General features: G+C 73.4%; 18 protein-coding genes. 14 read left to right on the top strand and 4 right to left on the bottom strand.

What is annotated here, in order from left to right; translation table 11 throughout:
• The first annotated feature begins 43 nt into the window (after positions 1 to 43).
• Positions 44 to 448, top strand: coding sequence for a BlaI/MecI/CopY family transcriptional regulator (locus IE311_RS30575; protein ID WP_189835093.1), 405 nt, complete (start codon positions 44 to 46; stop codon positions 446 to 448).
• A 5-nt stretch (positions 449 to 453) separates the two neighbouring features.
• The gene (locus IE311_RS30570) at positions 454 to 1,512 is read left to right on the top strand and encodes a M56 family metallopeptidase (RefSeq protein ID WP_189835092.1); all 1,059 of its coding nucleotides are present in this window, start codon (positions 454 to 456) and stop codon (positions 1,510 to 1,512) included.
• Positions 1,513 to 1,781: 269 nt separating this feature from the next.
• Here IE311_RS30570 and IE311_RS30565 read toward each other — a convergent pair whose 3' ends face one another.
• The gene (locus IE311_RS30565) at positions 1,782 to 2,711 is read right to left on the bottom strand and encodes a helix-turn-helix transcriptional regulator (protein WP_189835091.1); all 930 of its coding nucleotides are present in this window, start codon (positions 2,709 to 2,711) and stop codon (positions 1,782 to 1,784) included.
• 56 nt (positions 2,712 to 2,767) lie between these two features.
• On the opposite strand from IE311_RS30565, the gene IE311_RS30560 reads away from it, so the two are divergent.
• Positions 2,768 to 3,235, top strand: a complete 468-nt coding sequence (locus tag IE311_RS30560; protein WP_189835090.1) for a hypothetical protein — start codon at positions 2,768 to 2,770, stop codon at positions 3,233 to 3,235.
• A complete protein-coding gene (locus IE311_RS30555; protein WP_189835089.1) occupies positions 3,232 to 3,780 on the top strand; it encodes an NIPSNAP family protein in 549 nt (182 codons plus the stop codon). The genes IE311_RS30560 and IE311_RS30555 overlap by 4 nt, the downstream gene beginning before the upstream one ends.
• A gap of 280 nt (positions 3,781 to 4,060) precedes the next feature.
• Here the strand turns inward: IE311_RS30555 and IE311_RS30550 are convergent, their stop codons facing one another.
• Together IE311_RS30550 and IE311_RS30545 are read right to left on the bottom strand one after the other, a co-directional pair.
• Positions 4,061 to 4,516: a tellurite resistance TerB family protein gene (locus IE311_RS30550; RefSeq protein ID WP_189835088.1), complete on the bottom strand. Its 456-nt coding sequence runs from the start codon at positions 4,514 to 4,516 to the stop codon at positions 4,061 to 4,063.
• Positions 4,517 to 4,629: 113 nt separating this feature from the next.
• The gene (locus IE311_RS30545) at positions 4,630 to 5,877 is read right to left on the bottom strand and encodes an SLC13 family permease (protein ID WP_189835087.1); all 1,248 of its coding nucleotides are present in this window, start codon (positions 5,875 to 5,877) and stop codon (positions 4,630 to 4,632) included.
• A 261-nt stretch (positions 5,878 to 6,138) separates the two neighbouring features.
• On the opposite strand from IE311_RS30545, the gene IE311_RS30540 reads away from it, so the two are divergent.
• The 8 genes from IE311_RS30540 (at position 6,139) to IE311_RS30505 (ending at position 13,499) form a co-directional block, all read left to right on the top strand.
• On the top strand, positions 6,139 to 7,053 hold the full coding sequence (locus IE311_RS30540) for a dihydrodipicolinate synthase family protein (RefSeq protein WP_189835086.1): 915 nt from the start codon (positions 6,139 to 6,141) through the stop codon (positions 7,051 to 7,053).
• A gap of 160 nt (positions 7,054 to 7,213) precedes the next feature.
• Positions 7,214 to 8,218, top strand: coding sequence for a proline racemase family protein (locus IE311_RS30535; RefSeq protein WP_189835085.1), 1,005 nt, complete (start codon positions 7,214 to 7,216; stop codon positions 8,216 to 8,218).
• A 61-nt stretch (positions 8,219 to 8,279) separates the two neighbouring features.
• Positions 8,280 to 8,975 carry a GntR family transcriptional regulator gene (locus IE311_RS30530; protein ID WP_189835084.1) on the top strand — a complete coding sequence of 232 codons (696 nt, stop codon included), beginning with the start codon at positions 8,280 to 8,282 and terminating at the stop codon, positions 8,973 to 8,975.
• Positions 8,976 to 9,142: 167 nt separating this feature from the next.
• Positions 9,143 to 10,369 carry an aminotransferase-like domain-containing protein gene (locus IE311_RS30525; RefSeq protein ID WP_189835083.1) on the top strand — a complete coding sequence of 409 codons (1,227 nt, stop codon included), beginning with the start codon at positions 9,143 to 9,145 and terminating at the stop codon, positions 10,367 to 10,369.
• 225 nt (positions 10,370 to 10,594) lie between these two features.
• A complete protein-coding gene (locus tag IE311_RS30520) occupies positions 10,595 to 11,026 on the top strand; it encodes a cell division protein SepF (RefSeq protein ID WP_189835082.1) in 432 nt (143 codons plus the stop codon).
• A 55-nt stretch (positions 11,027 to 11,081) separates the two neighbouring features.
• A complete protein-coding gene (locus IE311_RS30515) occupies positions 11,082 to 12,440 on the top strand; it encodes an AAA family ATPase (protein WP_189835081.1) in 1,359 nt (452 codons plus the stop codon).
• Positions 12,437 to 12,829, top strand: a complete 393-nt coding sequence (locus IE311_RS30510; protein WP_189835080.1) for a nucleotide pyrophosphohydrolase — start codon at positions 12,437 to 12,439, stop codon at positions 12,827 to 12,829. The genes IE311_RS30515 and IE311_RS30510 overlap by 4 nt, the downstream gene beginning before the upstream one ends.
• A 187-nt stretch (positions 12,830 to 13,016) precedes the next feature.
• A complete protein-coding gene (locus tag IE311_RS30505; protein WP_189835079.1) occupies positions 13,017 to 13,499 on the top strand; it encodes a DUF6099 family protein in 483 nt (160 codons plus the stop codon).
• A gap of 119 nt (positions 13,500 to 13,618) precedes the next feature.
• Here the strand turns inward: IE311_RS30505 and IE311_RS30500 are convergent, their stop codons facing one another.
• Positions 13,619 to 13,849 carry a hypothetical protein gene (locus IE311_RS30500; protein ID WP_189835078.1) on the bottom strand — a complete coding sequence of 77 codons (231 nt, stop codon included), beginning with the start codon at positions 13,847 to 13,849 and terminating at the stop codon, positions 13,619 to 13,621.
• Positions 13,850 to 14,098: 249 nt separating this feature from the next.
• On the opposite strand from IE311_RS30500, the gene IE311_RS30495 reads away from it, so the two are divergent.
• Positions 14,099 to 15,022, top strand: coding sequence for an LLM class F420-dependent oxidoreductase (locus tag IE311_RS30495; protein ID WP_189835077.1), 924 nt, complete (start codon positions 14,099 to 14,101; stop codon positions 15,020 to 15,022).
• 13 nt (positions 15,023 to 15,035) lie between these two features.
• Positions 15,036 to 15,980 carry a homocysteine S-methyltransferase gene (gene mmuM, locus IE311_RS30490; RefSeq protein WP_189835076.1) on the top strand — a complete coding sequence of 315 codons (945 nt, stop codon included), beginning with the start codon at positions 15,036 to 15,038 and terminating at the stop codon, positions 15,978 to 15,980.
• The last annotated feature ends 46 nt before the right edge of the window (positions 15,981 to 16,026 follow it).

Genomic DNA, 16,026 nt, shown 5'->3' with positions numbered 1-16,026 from the left:
GCTCAGTACGATGGGCTGCTGTTCGGATGCGGAGGAGGGCGACATGGCGGACCGGAGCGAGGGCGGGGCGGAGCCCTCCCCGCGCAGGCGTGGGCAGGGCGAACTGGAGGCCCAGGTCCTCGCCGCGCTCCGCGAGGCGTCCGAGCCCGTACCCGTGGCGTGGGTACGGGAACGCCTCGGCGGCGCCCTCGCCTACACCACCGTCATCACGATCCTCACCCGCCTCCGGGCGAAGGGCGCCGTCGAACGCGAGCGCGCCGGTCGCTCCTTCCGCTGGACGGCGGTCGCCGACGAAGCCGGGCTCGCCGCGCTGCGGATGCGGAAGGTGCTCGACGCGGAGACGGACCGCCAGGCGGTCCTCGCCAGCTTCGTCACCGGCCTCTCCCCGAACGAAGAGCGACTCCTTCGTGAACTGCTCTCCAAGGCCGCCGAGGAGGAGGAAGGCTAGCCGCCATGGGAGTCTTCGTCTTCCTTCCCCTCGTCCTTCCGCTCACCGCGTGGCCGGTCGCCCGCCTCGCCGAGCAGCGGCTCCACCCCCGTACCGCGACGCGGCTGCTCGCCGCCGTCGCCGGTGTCTCCGCCGTGTGCAGCACCCTCTGCCTCGGCCTGCTCATGATCGTGGGCACCGCGCAGCTGCCCGGCAATCCGCTCCCCGACAGCTGGTCGGACCCCGATGTGCGCGCGGCGCTCCCGTACGACGAGATCGCCGGCCGTGCGGCCATCCCCGCGCTGCTCGCCGTCCTCGTGTCGTGCGGCGCGGCGGCCTGGCGTCGGACGCGGGTACGCCGTCGGGTCGTGGCCGCGCTCGGCGGGCTACCGCCGAGGTCCGTCGCGGTGCTGCCGGACCGCACCCCGTACGCGTACGCCCTGCCCGGCGGACCGGGGCGGGGACGTGGGCAGGGGCGAAGGCCGGAGCGGGAACGAGGACGCGGGCCTGAGCGCGGAAGAGGGCGCGGGCCTGAGCACGGACGAGCACGCGGGCCGGTGCGCGGACGGGGACACGGTCCCGGGCGGGTCGTGGTCAGTACCGGCATGCTCGCCGGGCTCGCCTCCGCCGACCGCCGTGCCCTCTTCGCCCATGAGCGGGCCCACCTGGCCGGACGTCACCACCGCCATCTCCTGACGGTCCATCTCGCGGCGCGCGCGAACCCGTTCCTGCGGCCGCTGCGCACCGCCGTCTCGTACACCGCCGAACGCTGGGCCGACGAGGAGGCGGCCGCCGAGGTCGGCAGTCGCCGCTCCGTCGCCCGCGCGATCGGCAGGGCGGCGCTCCTGGCACCGCCCGCCCCCGCCGCCGGGCTCCCGGCCCTGACGGGCGCGGGTCCGGTGCCCCGACGGGTCGAGGCCCTGATGCGCCCGGCCCCGGCGGGCCGCGCGTGGCCGCCGGTCGGCACCGCCGTCGGACTCGCCGCCTGGGGCGCGGCCTGCGGCGCGACCGTGTCGGCCCTGTCCTCGGCCAACTCGGCGGTCACGCTCTTCCTGGTGCTGCGCGGGGTCGCCTCGCCGGTCTGACGGCGGGCACACCTGGCGGGGCGCCCCACAGGCGTACGGCGCCTCGGGGCCGACCGGTCGTCCCCCGTGCCCTGTCCTCGCGCTTTCACGAGCGTGGGTCCGACGTGTGATCGAAGAAGTGAGAGGTGCCGCTGCCCCGGCGCGATGGGACGTGTCCGGAGTCTTGGCGCCGTCAGGTAGGCCACACCCCTCGGGTGAAGAGGCATCCCGAGCCCTACAGGCGCGTACGGGTGCCCGGTGCCCCGTTCGGGAGGACCTCCTGCCTGAGGTCACCCCTCGTAGCGGGTGGCCAGGGTGCGCACCGTCTCAGCGATGCGTTCGCGGAGTTCGGCCGGTGCCATGACCTCGACGTCGGTGCCCAGCCGCAGGAACTCTCCGTGGGCGTGATCGATCGACTCGATGGGCACCCGGGCCTCCGTCCATCCGCCGTCCGCGGGTGTCACACCGAGACGGCGGGCACCCTCCGGGCTTAGCCGCACCAGGGCCTCCCCGGTGTGCAGTCGCGCTCGGAAGCCGGCCAGATGGCTGTTCCAGTGCCCGGCCAGGTCGAAGCCGTCGGGGGCGGCGAACTCCTCTTCCAGCGACCGGATTTCGAGAATCTGGTCGACCCGGTAGGTGCGGATCCCGGATGGCCCGCAGGCGACCAGGTACCAGCGGCCGGCCTTGAGGACGAGCCCGTACGGCTCCACCCGCCGCTCGATCTCCTCAGGCGCCCGCCAGCGCCGGTACCGCAGTACCACCGCCCGTCGCGCCCACACCGCGGCGGCGACCGCGGCCAGGTGAGGCGTTCGGTCGGCGTCGCCGTACCAGCCCGGGGCGTCGAGAAGGAAGCGTTCCTGGATCCGCTCGGAGTGCTCCCGCAGCTCCGCCGGAAGGGCGGCCCGCAGCTTGAGCCGGGCGGTCGCGAGTGCCTCGCCGAAGCCGAGCTCGGCGGCGGCGCCGGGGAGCGCGGCAAGGAACGCGGCCTGCGCCTCGATCGCGGTCAGCCCGGTGAGCCGGGTCCTGTAGCCGTCCACCAGCCGGTAGCCGCCCGCGTGCCCGGCGTCACCGTACAGCGGGATGCCGGCCCCCGCGAGCGCCTCGACGTCCCGGTAGACGGTCCGGATGGAGACCTCCAGCTCCTCGGCCAGCTGTCGGGCCGTCATCCGGCCCCGGTTCTGGAGCAGCAGAAGCAGGGTGACCAGCCGACTCGCACGCATGCCGCCCAGTATCCACTGACAGTGGATGTCAGCGGACCGGCTCTAATCTGCGACTCATGGACGACTTCGACTTCCTGCATGGCTCCTGGGACGTGGCCAACCGCCGTCTCACCGCACCGCTCGGCTCGGGCCCCGGCACCTGGGTCGAGTTCCCCGGACACGCGGTGGTCCGGCCGCTGTTCGGGGGTGCCGGCAACATCGACGAGATCACCTTCCCCACCCTCGGACGCCAGGGCGTGACCCTGAGGCTGTTCGACCGGGAGACGGAACGCTGGTCGATCCACTGGTCCGACAGCCGGACCGGCCGACTGGATCCGCCGGTGGCCGGTGGCTTCACCGGCGCCCGCGGCGACTTCCACGGCGAGGACAGCTACGACGGTCGCCCGATCCGCGTGCACTTCACCTGGTACCGCCTCGGCTCGGACACCGCCCGCTGGGAGCAGGAGTTCTCCGCCGACGGCGGCCGCACCTGGGAGCTCAACTGGACCATGGACCTCACTCGCACCGGGCGGGCCGACGCATGAGCATCGTCGAACTCCGGCAGTACACCCTGCGTCCCGGAGCCCGGGAGACGCTGATCGAGCTGTTCGAGCGCGAGTTCGTGATCGGTCAGCAGGCGGTCGGCATCACTGTCGGCGGCCGCTTCCGCGACCTGGACGACCCGGACCGTTTCGTCTGGCTGCGCGCCTTCCCCGACATGGCGCGCCGCCGGCGCGCGCTGGAGGCGTTCTACACCGGTACGGTCTGGCGGGAGCACCGCGACGCGGCCAACGCCACCATGGTCGACAGCGACGACGTCCTGCTGTTGCGCGGCCCGGGCTTCACGCCTCCGCCGGGCGCCCGTGAGGTGCTCGCGACCGTCTGTCACCCCGTCGACGCGGCCGACTTCGACGCGTACGCCGCCCGGCACCTGGGCCCGGGGCATGCGCTGCACAGCACGGAGCACGCCGAGAACGACTATCCCGGCCTGCCCGTTCGCGCCGGAGAGGACGCCCGGGTCTGGTTCGGCCCGGCCGAACCGGCACCCTGGCCCACCCGACGACTGCGGCTGGAGCCTGTGACGCCTTGACTCGCGCTGTCATGAGGCGGGCAACGGGCTGTCCGACGGGTGGTCGGGCCGGCGAGAAGTGGCTCTGACCAGCAACAATGAGGATTGTCGAGGTCCTTGTTCCTGCCGCCGTCGGAGGTGCTTCCCAGGTGAGGAGGCGTATCGGGTCCTGTCTCCGCGTCCGCGTCGAGGGCGGCGCCGACGCCGTGGCGACGCTCGAGGGCGGTTCACGATCCGGGCAGGATCCCGCTGCCGAAACGGCCCGCCCAAGAAGCCGACGGACCGTCACGAAAGATCGGGACTAGAGGTCGAACTCGTGGGGCGGCAGGTCGAGGGTGAAGCACGCCTCGCGGACCACGGCCTGCTCGGTCTTGTCGAAGTCGCCGTCGGCGCCGCCGATGACGATGCCGATCTGGATGACGGCGCGCGCCTCGGCCGGCTTCTTCTTCGCCTTGGCGATCTCCTGGAGCACGCTGACCTTGCCGAAGTCGAAGTCGGCGGTCAGCTTGTCCAGGTTGGCGTCGAAGCGGCGCTGGAGGTCGAGCGCGTCGAAGTTCTGCAGCACCTCGTTGGTCGAGATGAGCTGGGCGACCCGGCGGCGCTCCGCGGGATCGATCGTGCCGTCGGCGGCGGCCACGAGCGCGCACATGGCCATGCTCGCGTCCCGGAACGCGCCGCTCTTCAGATCGTTCTTCTTCGCCGTCAGCTGGGTCTGCATCGTCGATGCGGATTCCCTGATGCGGTCCCACAGGGCCATGAGTACTCCAGACGTCGATTACTTCTACGGACTTGTAGAACGTAGCAGTGGCGTGTGGAGTTCCCGGGACCCAGCGCGGCCGCGCCGCCGGGCTCCGGTGGGGCGACGGGCCGTCAGACCCCCAGCAGTCGGAGCGAGGCCCACAGGGCCACCGTCGACGCGACGAGGGTGACCGGGACGGTGAGGAGGCCGAGGCGGGTGAACTCCCCGAGGGCGACCGGGTGGTCGTGTTCCTGGGCGATACGCCGCCAGAGCAGGGTGGCGAGGGAGCCGGCGTACGTGAGGTTGGGGCCGATGTTCACCCCGAGCAGCACGGCGAGCACCGCGCCCGGGCCCGAGGCCGCCGCGAGCGGGACCAGGGCCAGGGTCGCGGGAAGGTTGTTGATCAGGTTGGCGAGGAGGGCGGCGAGCGCGGCGATGCCGAGCAGGGCGGGGAGGGACGTGCCGTCGGGCAGGACCCGGGCGAGGGCGGCGCCGAGGCCGTTGTCGACGACGGCCCGGACGACGACCCCGAGCGCCAGGACGAAGGCGAGGAAGGGGAGCGAGGCCGAGCGGACGAGCGCGCGCGGGGTGGTGCGGCGGCGGGCCAGCGCGCGTACGGCGAGCACGGCGGCGCCCGCCGCGGCCGCCCACGCCGGGTCCACGCCGGTGGCCGAGGCGAGGGCGAAGCCGCCGAGGGTCGCGGCCACGGTGAGCAGGGCGAAGAGGGGGAGCGCGACGGGCGCCGGGGGATCGGTGGGGGTTGCCGCGGCGGCCAGGTCGCGCGCGAAGAAGCGGCGGAAGACCGCGTACTCGACCGCGATCGCGGTCAGCCAGGGGAGCAGCATCAGCAGGGCGAAGCGGGTGAAGCCGAGACCGGTGGCCGTGAGGGCGAGCAGATTGGTGAGGTTGGAGACGGGCAGGAGCAGGGAGGCCGTGTTCGACAGATGGGCGCTCGCGTAGGCGTGGGGCCCGGGGCGGGCGCCCATCCGGGTGGCGGTGGCGAAGACCACCGGGGTGAGCAGGACGACCGTCGCGTCCAGGCTGAGTACGGCGGTGATCAGCGAGGCCAGGGCGAAGACGGCGCCGAGCAGCCGCTGGGGGCGGCGGCGGGCCCAGCGGGCCATCCAGCTGCCGCAGGCGTGGAAGAGTCCCTCGTCGTCGCAGAGCTTGGCGAGGACGAGGACGGCCGCCAGGAAGCCGATCACCGGACCCAGTCGTTCGGCCTCCTCGCGTACGGCCTCGGGTGTGATCGCTCCCACGGCCAGGACGGCGCCCGCGGCGGGCACGGCGAAGACCGCCTCGGGCAGGCGGAAGGGGCGGACGACGGCGCAGACCAGCACCACGGCCAGGGCGATCACGGACACGGACGTAACGAGCATGCGTTCGATGATCCGGGTCGGCCGGAACGATCTTTCCGGGGGGTACCCCGTGGGCCGAGGCCCCGCCGGGCGCCGGGTGGGGCCGGTCGGGGTGCGGGGCGGCCGGTGGGCCGGTGGGTCGGGGCCGGGTGCCGTGCGGCCCCGATGGTGGCGGGTGATCGCGACCGTCTCTGATCATGTGTCAGAACTGAATGCCGACCGGACTCTTGTGGCGCTCGCCCCCATCAATAAAATGTCACACACCACACAAGGGAGTTCTTCATGACCCACGAGCAAGCCCCTGTGCACCGCGCCCACCCCTGGCACGGGATCATGGTGGCCACCGCCCTCCCCCTGCGCGACGACGGCGCCGTCGACCACGACGCCTACGCGGAACACGTCGCCTGGCTGATCGACCAGGGCTGCGACGGGGTCGTCCCGAACGGCTCCCTCGGTGAATACCAGACCCTCACCGACGGCGAGCGCGCCCGCGTCGTACGCACCGCGGTCGAGGCCGCAGGGGACGGATCCAGGGTCATGCCCGGTGTCTCCGCCTACGGCAGCGCCGAGGCCGCGCGCTGGGCCGAACAGGCCGCGGAGGCCGGCGCGGGCTCGGTCCTGCTGCTCCCGCCCAACACCTACCGGGCCGACGAGCGCTCCGTGCGCGCCCACTACGCCGAGGTCGCGGCCGTCGGCCTGCCCGTCGTCGCCTACAACAACCCGCTCGACACCAAGGTCGACCTGACGCCCGCCCTGCTCGCCCGGCTGCACGCCGACGGCTCCGTCGTCGCCGTGAAGGAGTTCAGCGGAGACGTCCGCCGCGCCTACGAACTCGCCGAACTCGCTCCCGACCTGGATCTGCTGGTCGGCGCCGACGACGTCCTCCTCGAACTCGCCCTCGCCGGCGCGGTCGGCTGGATCGCCGGCTACCCCAACGCCCTTCCGCGCAGCTGCGCCACGCTCTACCGGGCCGCCGTCGCCGGAGACCTCGGCACCGCGCTCCCGCTCTACCGGTCCCTGCATCCCCTGCTCCGCTGGGACTCCAAGGTCGAGTTCGTCCAGGCGATCAAGCTCTCCATGGACCTCGCGGGCCGGTACGGCGGCCCCACCCGCGCCCCTCGCGTCCCGCTGGCACCCGAGCAGGAGGCCGTGGTGCGGGCCGCGACGGAGAAGGTCCTCGCCGAGGGCCACGCGTAGGACGTCACCCGCGCCTCACCCGTACCGCACGCACACCTCACGCCCCGCGCCTCACGCGCATCTCACATGCGAGCCCCCGGTGTGCGGGCCCGTCCGTACACCCACCACCCACCACCCATTCACCCACCCGCCCACGTAGAGCGACCCCGAAGGGGACCCCATGCGCACCCGCCACGTCTACCACGCGGTGGACTCCCACACCGAAGGCATGCCCACCCGGGTGATCACCGGCGGTGTCGGGGTCGTCCCCGGTGCCACGATGGCCGAGAAGCGGCTGCACTTCGCCGCCGAGCTGGACCACGTCCGCACCCTCCTGATGTACGAGCCGCGCGGCCACGCGGCGATGAGCGGCGCGATACTCCAGCCGCCGACCCGCCCCGACGCCGACTACGGAGTCCTCTTCATCGAGGTCTCCGGACTCCTCCCGATGTGCGGGCACGGGACCATCGGGGTCGCCACCGTCCTCGTCGAGACCGGCATGGTGCCGGTCGTCGAACCGGTCACCACCGTCCGTCTCGACACCCCGGCGGGGCTCGTCTCCGTCGACGTACGGGTCGAGGACGGCCGCGCGTGCTCCGTCACCCTCACCAACGTGCCCGCCTTCGCCGCCGGGATCGACCTCAAGGCGGACGTGCCGGGATACGGCACCGTCACCTACGACCTCGCCTACGGAGGCAACTTCTACGCGTTCGTCGCCCTCGACTCCCTGGGGCTGCCCTTCGACCGCGCCCACAAGGACGAGCTGCTCGCCGCCGGGCTCGCCATCATGGACGCGATCAACGCGGGTCCGGACCGGCCCGTCCACCCGGAGGACCCCGCCATCGCCGGAGTGAAGCACGTCTACCTCGCCGCACCCGGCTCCGACGCGGTCCGCTCGCGCCACGCGATGGCCATCCATCCCGGCTGGTTCGACCGCTCCCCGTGCGGCACCGGGACCAGCGCCCGGCTGGCGCAGCTGCACGCCAGGGGGCTGCTCGCCCCCGGGACCGACTTCGTGAACGAGTCCTTCATCGGTACGGAGTTCACCGGGCGGATCGTCGGGGAGACGGAGGTGGGCGGACGGCCCGCCGTCGTTCCGACCGTCACCGGACGGGCCTGGATCACCGGCACCGCCCAGTACTTCCTCGACCCCGAGGACCCCTTCCCCGCCGGGTTCCTCCTCTGAACGCGGACGGAGAAACGTGACATTGTACGATGCTCCTCCGTGACTTCTCGGAGGACGCACGATGGGTGACCTGAAACAGTACGGCCTCGTCAGAGCGCAGGAACGGCTCCGCGACCAGGTCGGCCACGCCCTCCGCGCGGCCCTGATCGCCGGCGAACTCCGGCCCGGGCAGGTCTACTCGGCCCCCGGGCTCGCGAGCGACCTCGGCGTCTCCGCGACCCCGGTCCGCGAGGCCATGCTCGACCTGGCCCGGGAGGGCCTGGTCGAACCCGTCCGCAACAAGGGCTTCCGTATCACCGAGGTCAGCGAGCGGGACCTCGACCAGTTCACCGAACTGCGCACCCTCATCGAGGTCCCCACCGTCGGCCGGGTCACGCGGACCGCCGACCGCGCGCGACTGGAGGCCCTGCGCCCGGTCGCGGAGGAGATCGTCTCCCGCGCCCGGGAGCACGACCTCATCGGCTACCTGGAGGCGGACCGCCGCTTCCACCTCGCCCTGCTCGCCCTCTCCGGCAACGACCGGCTGGTCGAGACGGTGGGGGACCTGCGCAAACGCTCCCGTCTGTACGGGCTGACGGGCCTCGACGAGGCCGGCAAGCTCGTCTCCTCCGCCGAGGAGCACCTCGAACTCCTCGACCTGATGATCGCGGGCGACGCGCCCGGGGCCGAGGCCTGCATGCACCGACACCTCGGCCACGTGCGGTCGCTGTGGGCCCACGCCCGCGACGAACCGGTCGGTCGCCGACAGGGGCCGTGAGGAGGTCGCGACGGAGGGCGTGACGCGGCCTCGGCAGGGGTGGTGACAGGGTCTGCCGCGGGGGTCGCGGGGCGCGGGTCGCGACCCGCGACCGGGCGCCAACTGGGCCTGGTGCAGGGAGAATCGGGCAACCTGGACAGCGCCTTGAACCTCTATATGCTGACACCATGCTGTCTGCCGCCTCAGGGCCCGCGAACGACACCGGTTCCACCCCCTCAGTGCCGCCGCCGGCCATGGCCTCCCGGCTGGCCCACGTCGGTTCGTCGCCGGTGCGGGAGATCCTGGCGCTGACCGCGCGGCCCGAGGTGATCTCCTTCGCCGGTGGTCTGCCCGCCCCGGAGCTGTTCGACGTCGCGGGCATCCGGGCGGCGTACGACGGGGTCCTGGCGGAGAACCCCCAGTACGCGCTGCAGTACTCGACGACCGAGGGCGACCCCGAGCTGCGCACGGCCGTCGCCGCCCGGCTGACCGCCCGTCACCTGCCCACCGAGGCGGACGACGTGCTCGTCACCACCGGTTCGCAGCAGGCCCTCACACTCCTCACCACCGCACTCGTCGAACCGGGCGCCGTCGTGCTCGTCGAGGACCCCTGCTACCTCGCGGCCCTCCAGACCTTCGGCTTCGCCGGCGCGCGGGTGGTCCCGGTGCCCACCGACGACCAGGGCATCGTCCCGGAGGCCCTGGAGGAGATCGCGGCCCGCGAGAAGCCGACCCTCCTCTACCTCGTCCCCACCTTCCAGAACCCCACGGGCCGCACCCTTCCCGCCGAGCGCCGCAGGGCCGTCGCCGCGGCCGCGGCACGGATCGGCTTCTGGATCGTCGAGGACGACCCGTACGGCGAGCTGCGCTTCGAGGGGGACCGCGTGCCCTGGATCGCGGCCGACCCGGCGGCCGCCGACCGCACCGTGCTGCTCGGCTCCTTCTCCAAGGTGATGGCCCCGGGCCTCCGGCTCGGCTTCCTGCGTGCCCCCGCCGGGCTGCGCCGCGCCTGTGTGATCGCCAAGCAGGCCGCCGACCTGCACACCTCGACCATCGACCAGGCCGCGGCGGCGCGTTATCTGCGCGACAGCGACCTCGACGCGCATGTCGCGGTGATGCGGGCCGCATACCACGAGCGCCGGGACGCGATGCTCGAAGGCCTGCCGGCCGCGCTGCCCGAGGGCAGCCGGTGGAACAGGCCCGAGGGCGGAATGTTCATCTGGGTGACCCTGCCCGCCGGCCACGACGCGACCGCCCTCCTGAAGACGGCGGTCGGCCACGAGGTGGCGTATGTGCCGGGGGCGCCGTTCTTCTGCGGGGAGCCGGATCCGGCCGCGATGCGGCTCTCGTTCACCACCCACTCGGCCGACGAGATCAGGGAAGGGCTGCGCAGGCTGGCCAAGAGCTTCGCCTGAGCAGGCCGGCCGGCGCCGTCGCTCCGGAGCCCCTGCCCGAGGAACGTCCCGGCCGCGAAGGACGCCGGGGCGCGAGAACGCCGAGGCCGTGAGGAGTGACCTGGCCGCGAAGAACGGCCAGGTCACGGGGAACATCGGGCCCGCGTAGCCCGTTCGGCTGCCTCACCCGGTCATCACCTCGTGTCGTTGTTGGGCCGAACGGGTGAGGAGCGGGAGGATGTGCCCATGAGTAGGTACGAGAGGTACGACGTCACCGACGAGCAGTGGGAGGGCCTCGCCCAGGTCGTGCCCCTGCGCGGCCGTGACGAATGGCCGTCCAGGGTCGACCACCGCACGATCCCCGAGCAGTACGAAACCGCCGAGCAGCGCCGTATGGTCGTGCTCCGCGTGCAGGTGTTCGCCGACGCCCGTGAGGTCGCCGAGTACCTCATCGCGCAGATCCCGGTGCTCCTCGATCTGACGAGCGCCGACACCGAGGTCGCCAAGCGCATCCTCGACTTCAGCAGCGGCGTGGTGTTCGGTCTCGGGAGCGGGATGCACCGCGTCGACCGGAACGTTTTTCTTCTCGCCCCGGCCGGTACGGAGGTCGAGGGCGCGGAAGGCGAGGACGAGGAGGGTGTCGTGGGCGGCCGGACCGCCGGCGTCCCCCGATCGTAGGAAGGTCATCTCGACGTAACGGTTCGTCAGGGAATGATCTGCGTACGGTCCGGGCATGGACCTCACCGGTGGCTTCACGCTCGACCACTCCTCCCCTGTCGTTCCTCCCCCTGTGGCCCCTTCCCCGGGTGCGCCGTCTCCCGGGTCCTCCTCCGGCGTCGTCCCGCTCCGCACCGGTGGGTCCGGTCCGCGTGTCTCCGTCCCCGAGGCGCGGGGCCCGGTGGCGTCGGAGGCCGGCCGGGCCCGGCGGGCACCCCAGGGCGGGTCCGGCGGCGGGGCGGGGCGCGGGAGACTCCGGGCCAGGCCCGCCGTCACCGAGCTGCGGCTCTCCGCGTTCGCCGGTCACCGCTCCGCCGTGCACGCGCTGGGGCCCGTCACCCTCTTCGCGGGCCCCAGCGGCAGCGGCAAGTCGACCACCCTGCGGGCGTACGAGGCGCTGGCCCGGCTCGGAGCGGGTGACCCGCTCGGCGAGGTCTTCCCCGACGCGGCCGACTGTGTCCCCGAGCGGGCCCGCCCCGACGCCCAGGGCAGGCGGGGGTTCCGCATCGGGTGCACGGTGGACGGCCCCGAAGGCCCCGTCCACCTGGACCTCGCCGTCCAGGCGGAACCCCGGCTCCGGATCGTCGGCGAGCGGCTCACCGGCCGCGGCCGCACCCTCCTCGCCACCGCGCTGCGCGACCCGGGCCGCTCCACCGTCCAGGCCGAGTGGCACACCGCGGGCACGACCCCCTTCACCCGGGCGCCGTTCCCCGACGACCTCCTCGGCACGGCCCTGCTGCCGCTGCGGGTCGCGGGCAAGACCCCGGGGCAGCTGGAGGTCCTGGCCGCCGCCGAGCAGGTGGTCATCGGACTGAGGTCCGCCTTCGCCTGCGACCCCCGGCCCGAGCGGATGCGGGCCCCCGTGTTCCCGGGAGAGGGGCGGCTGCGGCGCGGCTGCGGCAACCTCGCCGAGGTCCTGCACCGCACCCGTACCGACTGCCCGCGCCGCCACCTCCGCCTCGCGGCCGTGGCGGGAGCGGGCTGCGCGGGACCCGTCACCGGGCTCGGGGTGCAGGAGCTGCCGGACGGCACGGTCCGCGCGGTACTCGAACGGGGCGGCAGGCCCGCGACCCCCCTCGGCCGCCTCGGGGACGGGGAACTGCGCTATCTCGCCCTCGCGCTCACCCTGCTCACCGGGCCGGGGGTCCTCGCGATGGACCGGCTCGCCGAGGTGCCCGACGCCATGCAGTCCCTGACCCTCCTCGCCGACGGCCTCGACCGGGGGCTGGACGGGCGGCAGGTGAGCGAACTGCTCGGGCTCGCCACGGGCATCGCCGCCGACGGGCACATCCGGGTCGCCGGGACGGTCGGGGAGCGGTCGGCGGCGGAGGCGCGCCGGACGCCCGGGGTGACGGTGGTAGACCTGAGCGCGTGACGGACAACGACGTAGCGGTACTGCAGCGCAGACTGGCCGTGTTCGCGGCTGCCCGCGACTGGCAGCCCTACCACACGCCCAAGAACCTGGCGGCGGCCCTGAGCGTGGAGGCGGCCGAACTCCTGGAGATCTTCCAGTGGTTGACGCCCGAGCAGGCGGAGCGGGTGATGGACGACCCGAAGTCGGCGCACCGGGTCGCCGACGAGGTGGCGGACGTACTCGCCTATCTCCTCCAGTTCTGCGGGGTCCTCGGGGTCGATCCGCTGGCCGCGCTCGCCGCCAAGATCGACCGGAACGAGGTCCGGTTTCCCGCGCGCAGGCGGCGCGGAGACGCCGAGGGCGCAGAGGGGGACGAGGGAGAAGGGACAGGAGGGGGAGGGGAGGAATAGGGGGCGTACAAGGGGGGCGCGGAAGGGGATTCGATCAAGGATCGTCACTCTTCGGAGTGATCGACTTTTCCCCGTCAGGCCTCCTGTCCACAGATTTCCGAATTCCCCTGGTGTTGGGGCTCAGGCCGCCTCACTCTGGGTAGTGGACTGAGTGGGCAGATAAGTCGTACGAACGGGGGCGGCGTTGATGGAAGCGGAGCGACTCATCACGCTGGGCCGGCAGGCGCTGGCGGAGAGCGGATCGGCACAGGACATCGTGGCGGAGGCCTGGCAGGCGCAGGCGCTCGCCCAGGCCATAGGGAACCGTCTCGCGCTCTGCGGCCCGCAGGAACTGCGCGGCGAGGCCCGGGGGCTGAGCGAGATCGGGGAGTACCCGGCGTGGGGAGCCGGCGGGCCGCGTGCGGCCCGGCTGACCGAAGTGGCGGACCCGAGCGGGGCGTTGACGCAGCTCGGTGAGCTGCTCGGAGAGGTGGGCATCGCGCTGGTCGGCGTGGCCTGCGCCACCGACGACGAGGGGCTCTACTGGCAGTGCATCGAAGCCATCGACGCGGCCGACGAGTCGAGCGACCGGGTCCGCGGGATGCTGCGGCGTCTGGCCGTGCGGGATGGGGAGCGGGCCCGCCCGCCCGACCCCGCCCGCGGCCGCGCGGGCCCCGGGCGGGGCCGGTGACGAGCGGTGCCCGGCGATCGGACGGGGAGGCGGACCGCCGGGAGGACGGACGCCGGCGAGCGCGCGAGCCGGGCGTCGCGAGCCGGGCGGGACCTCCCGCACGCCCCCTGCGCTCTGCCCTAGGGGACTCGGGGCTCGCGCTCGTCGTGCCGGTCCTGGTCCTGCTCGTGGCGGTCGGCCGTGGACTGGAGGTCGGCGTCCAGCCGACTCAGGTCGGCGGAGAGCGCCTCCATCAGTTCCTCCATCTGCTGGAGCAGACCCTTGGGGGCGCCGGCGCCCTTCTGCTCGGGCACGGACTGCGGCACCGGCTGTTCGGGCACGACCCGCTCCGGCGCGGCTTCCTGGGACATGGGGGCCTCCTCGGCCCGGACCCCGCCGCCGAGGACGGGACCACGAGAGAGAGCGACGCACCGGCAGCGGCCGCCGGCGCGCGGGCCGGGCGGTCCGGCTCCGCCCGAGCCAACGACGGCCGCCGGGCCCCGGTCACTGGCCGGGGCGGACGCGGCCCGCCAGGGGGCGGGATATTCACCCGACAGGGCCGGGGCGCACCAGCAGCTGACGGAGAGGTTGACACCCGCCCGAAGGTGCAGGATGGAGGCATGGATCTTCGCATCTTCACGGAACCCCAGCAGGGGGCCGATTACGACACCCTCCTCGCGGTGGCACGGGCCACCGAGGAGCTCGGCTTCGACGCCTTCTTCCGGTCCGACCACTACCTCGGCATGGGCTCGGGCGACGGGCTTCCCGGGCCGACCGACGCCTGGATCACCCTGGCCGGGCTCGCCCGGGAGACCAAGCGGATCCGCCTCGGCACGCTGATGACGGCCGGCACCTTCCGGCTCCCCGGAGTGCTCGCCATCCAGGTCGCCCAGGTGGACCGGATGTCCGGCGGACGGATCGAACTCGGTCTCGGCGCGGGCTGGTTCGAGGAGGAGCACCGGGCCTACGGCATTCCGTTCCCGAAGGAGAAGTTCGGCCGGCTGGAGGAGCAGCTGGCAATCGTCACCGGTCTGTGGGAGACCGAGGTCGGCAAGACCTTCAGCCACGAGGGGGAGTTCTACCGGCTCACCGACTCGCCGGCGCTTCCCAAGCCCTTCCAGGACAGGATCCCGGTGCTCATCGGCGGACACGGCGCGAGCCGCACACCGCGCCTCGCCGCGCGGTACGCGGACGAGTTCAACATCCCGTTCGCCTCCCTGGAGGACAGCGAGCGGCAGTTCGGCCGGGTCCGGGCCGCGGCGGAGGAGGCCGGAAGAGCGCCCGACGACCTGGTCTACTCGAACGCCCTGGTCGTCTGCGTCGGCAAGGACGACGCGGAGGTGGCCCGCCGGGCCGCCGCCATCGGGCGGGACGTGGACGAACTGAAGGCGAACGGACTCGCGGGATCGCCCGCAGAGGTCGTCGACAAGATCGGGCGGTACGCGGCGATCGGTTCCTCCCGGGTCTACCTCCAGGTCCTCGACCTGGACGACCTGGACCACCTGGAGCTGATCTCCGCGCAGGTCCAGTCGCAGCTGGGATGAGCGGGGCGATCCGATGAAGCCGGTCCGTACCCTCGCCGAAGCCCTCGGGGAGGACGTGCTCGTCCTCGACGGCGGGCTGTCCAACCAGCTGGAGGCCCAGGGCTGCGACCTCTCGGACGCGCTCTGGTCCGCACGGCTGCTCGCCGACGGCCCCGAGCAGATCGAGGCGGCGCACGCGGCGTACGTACGGGCCGGGGCGCGGGTGCTCATCACCTCCGGCTACCAGGCCACCTTCGAGGGCTTCGCCCGGCGGGGCGTCGGCCGCGACGAGGCGGCGCGGCTTCTCACTCGCAGTGTGGAGCTCGCCCGGGCCGCGGCCGGGGGCGCGAGGGAAGAGGTCTGGGTCGCCGCTTCCGTGGGGCCGTACGGCGCGATGCTCGCGGACGGCAGCGAGTACCGGGGACGGTACGGGCTGTCCGTACGGGAGCTCGCGGCATTCCACCGGCCCCGGATCGAGGTGCTCGCCGCGGCCGAGCCGGACGTCCTGGCGCTGGAGACCGTTCCGGACGCGGAGGAGGCGGAGGCGCTGCTGCGGGCCGTCGAGGGGTGCGGGGTGCCCGTGTGGCTCTCCTACACGGTCGAGGGCGGTCGGACCCGGGCCGGACAGGATCTGGCGGAGGCCTTCGCGGTCGCCGCCGGGAACGATCTGGTCGTCGCCGTCGGGGTCAACTGCTGCGATCCCGCGGAGGCGGGGCCCGCCGTGGAGCTCGCCGTCGGCGTGACCGGGAAACCGGCCGTGGTCTACCCCAACAGCGGCGAGCGGTGGGACGCCAGCGCGCGGGGCTGGCGCGGGGACGTCGCCTTCGACCCGGCCAGGGCCGCCGACTGGGCCGCCTCCGGCGCCCGGCTCATCGGCGGCTGCTGCCGGGTGGGCCCGGCGACGATCACCACCCTCGCCACCACCCTGACCGCCACCCCGGCCGACGCCCCCGACAGGCCCACCGGCGCGAGCGACTGAAGCCGGACCCGAACGCTGCGCGGCCCCCGGAAAATGCCTGGTGGGG

The organism is Streptomyces zaomyceticus, from assembly GCF_014656215.1.
GTDB classification, from domain to species: Bacteria; Actinomycetota; Actinomycetes; order Streptomycetales; family Streptomycetaceae; genus Streptomyces; species Streptomyces zaomyceticus.
The sequence above is the reverse complement of the archived record's forward strand: the minus strand, read 5'-3'. Positions and strand labels throughout refer to the sequence as shown.

What these genes read in the sequence shown, in the direction of transcription:
- IE311_RS30575 (WP_189835093.1), top strand. Translation starts at nt 44, where the DNA reads ATGGCGGACCGGAGCGAGGGCGGGGCGGAGCCCTCCCCGCGCAGGCGT.
- IE311_RS30570 (WP_189835092.1), top strand. Translation starts at nt 454, where the DNA reads ATGGGAGTCTTCGTCTTCCTTCCCCTCGTCCTTCCGCTCACCGCGTGG.
- IE311_RS30565 (WP_189835091.1), bottom strand. Translation starts at nt 2,711, where the DNA reads ATGCGTGCGAGTCGGCTGGTCACCCTGCTTCTGCTGCTCCAGAACCGG.
- IE311_RS30560 (WP_189835090.1), top strand. Translation starts at nt 2,768, where the DNA reads ATGGACGACTTCGACTTCCTGCATGGCTCCTGGGACGTGGCCAACCGC.
- IE311_RS30555 (WP_189835089.1), top strand. Translation starts at nt 3,232, where the DNA reads ATGAGCATCGTCGAACTCCGGCAGTACACCCTGCGTCCCGGAGCCCGG.
- IE311_RS30550 (WP_189835088.1), bottom strand. Translation starts at nt 4,516, where the DNA reads ATGGCCCTGTGGGACCGCATCAGGGAATCCGCATCGACGATGCAGACC.
- IE311_RS30545 (WP_189835087.1), bottom strand. Translation starts at nt 5,877, where the DNA reads ATGCTCGTTACGTCCGTGTCCGTGATCGCCCTGGCCGTGGTGCTGGTC.
- IE311_RS30540 (WP_189835086.1), top strand. Translation starts at nt 6,139, where the DNA reads ATGACCCACGAGCAAGCCCCTGTGCACCGCGCCCACCCCTGGCACGGG.
- IE311_RS30535 (WP_189835085.1), top strand. Translation starts at nt 7,214, where the DNA reads ATGCGCACCCGCCACGTCTACCACGCGGTGGACTCCCACACCGAAGGC.
- IE311_RS30530 (WP_189835084.1), top strand. Translation starts at nt 8,280, where the DNA reads ATGGGTGACCTGAAACAGTACGGCCTCGTCAGAGCGCAGGAACGGCTC.
- IE311_RS30525 (WP_189835083.1), top strand. Translation starts at nt 9,143, where the DNA reads ATGCTGTCTGCCGCCTCAGGGCCCGCGAACGACACCGGTTCCACCCCC.
- IE311_RS30520 (WP_189835082.1), top strand. Translation starts at nt 10,595, where the DNA reads ATGAGTAGGTACGAGAGGTACGACGTCACCGACGAGCAGTGGGAGGGC.
- IE311_RS30515 (WP_189835081.1), top strand. Translation starts at nt 11,082, where the DNA reads ATGGACCTCACCGGTGGCTTCACGCTCGACCACTCCTCCCCTGTCGTT.
- IE311_RS30505 (WP_189835079.1), top strand. Translation starts at nt 13,017, where the DNA reads ATGGAAGCGGAGCGACTCATCACGCTGGGCCGGCAGGCGCTGGCGGAG.
- IE311_RS30500 (WP_189835078.1), bottom strand. Translation starts at nt 13,849, where the DNA reads ATGTCCCAGGAAGCCGCGCCGGAGCGGGTCGTGCCCGAACAGCCGGTG.
- IE311_RS30495 (WP_189835077.1), top strand. Translation starts at nt 14,099, where the DNA reads ATGGATCTTCGCATCTTCACGGAACCCCAGCAGGGGGCCGATTACGAC.
- mmuM (WP_189835076.1), top strand. Translation starts at nt 15,036, where the DNA reads ATGAAGCCGGTCCGTACCCTCGCCGAAGCCCTCGGGGAGGACGTGCTC.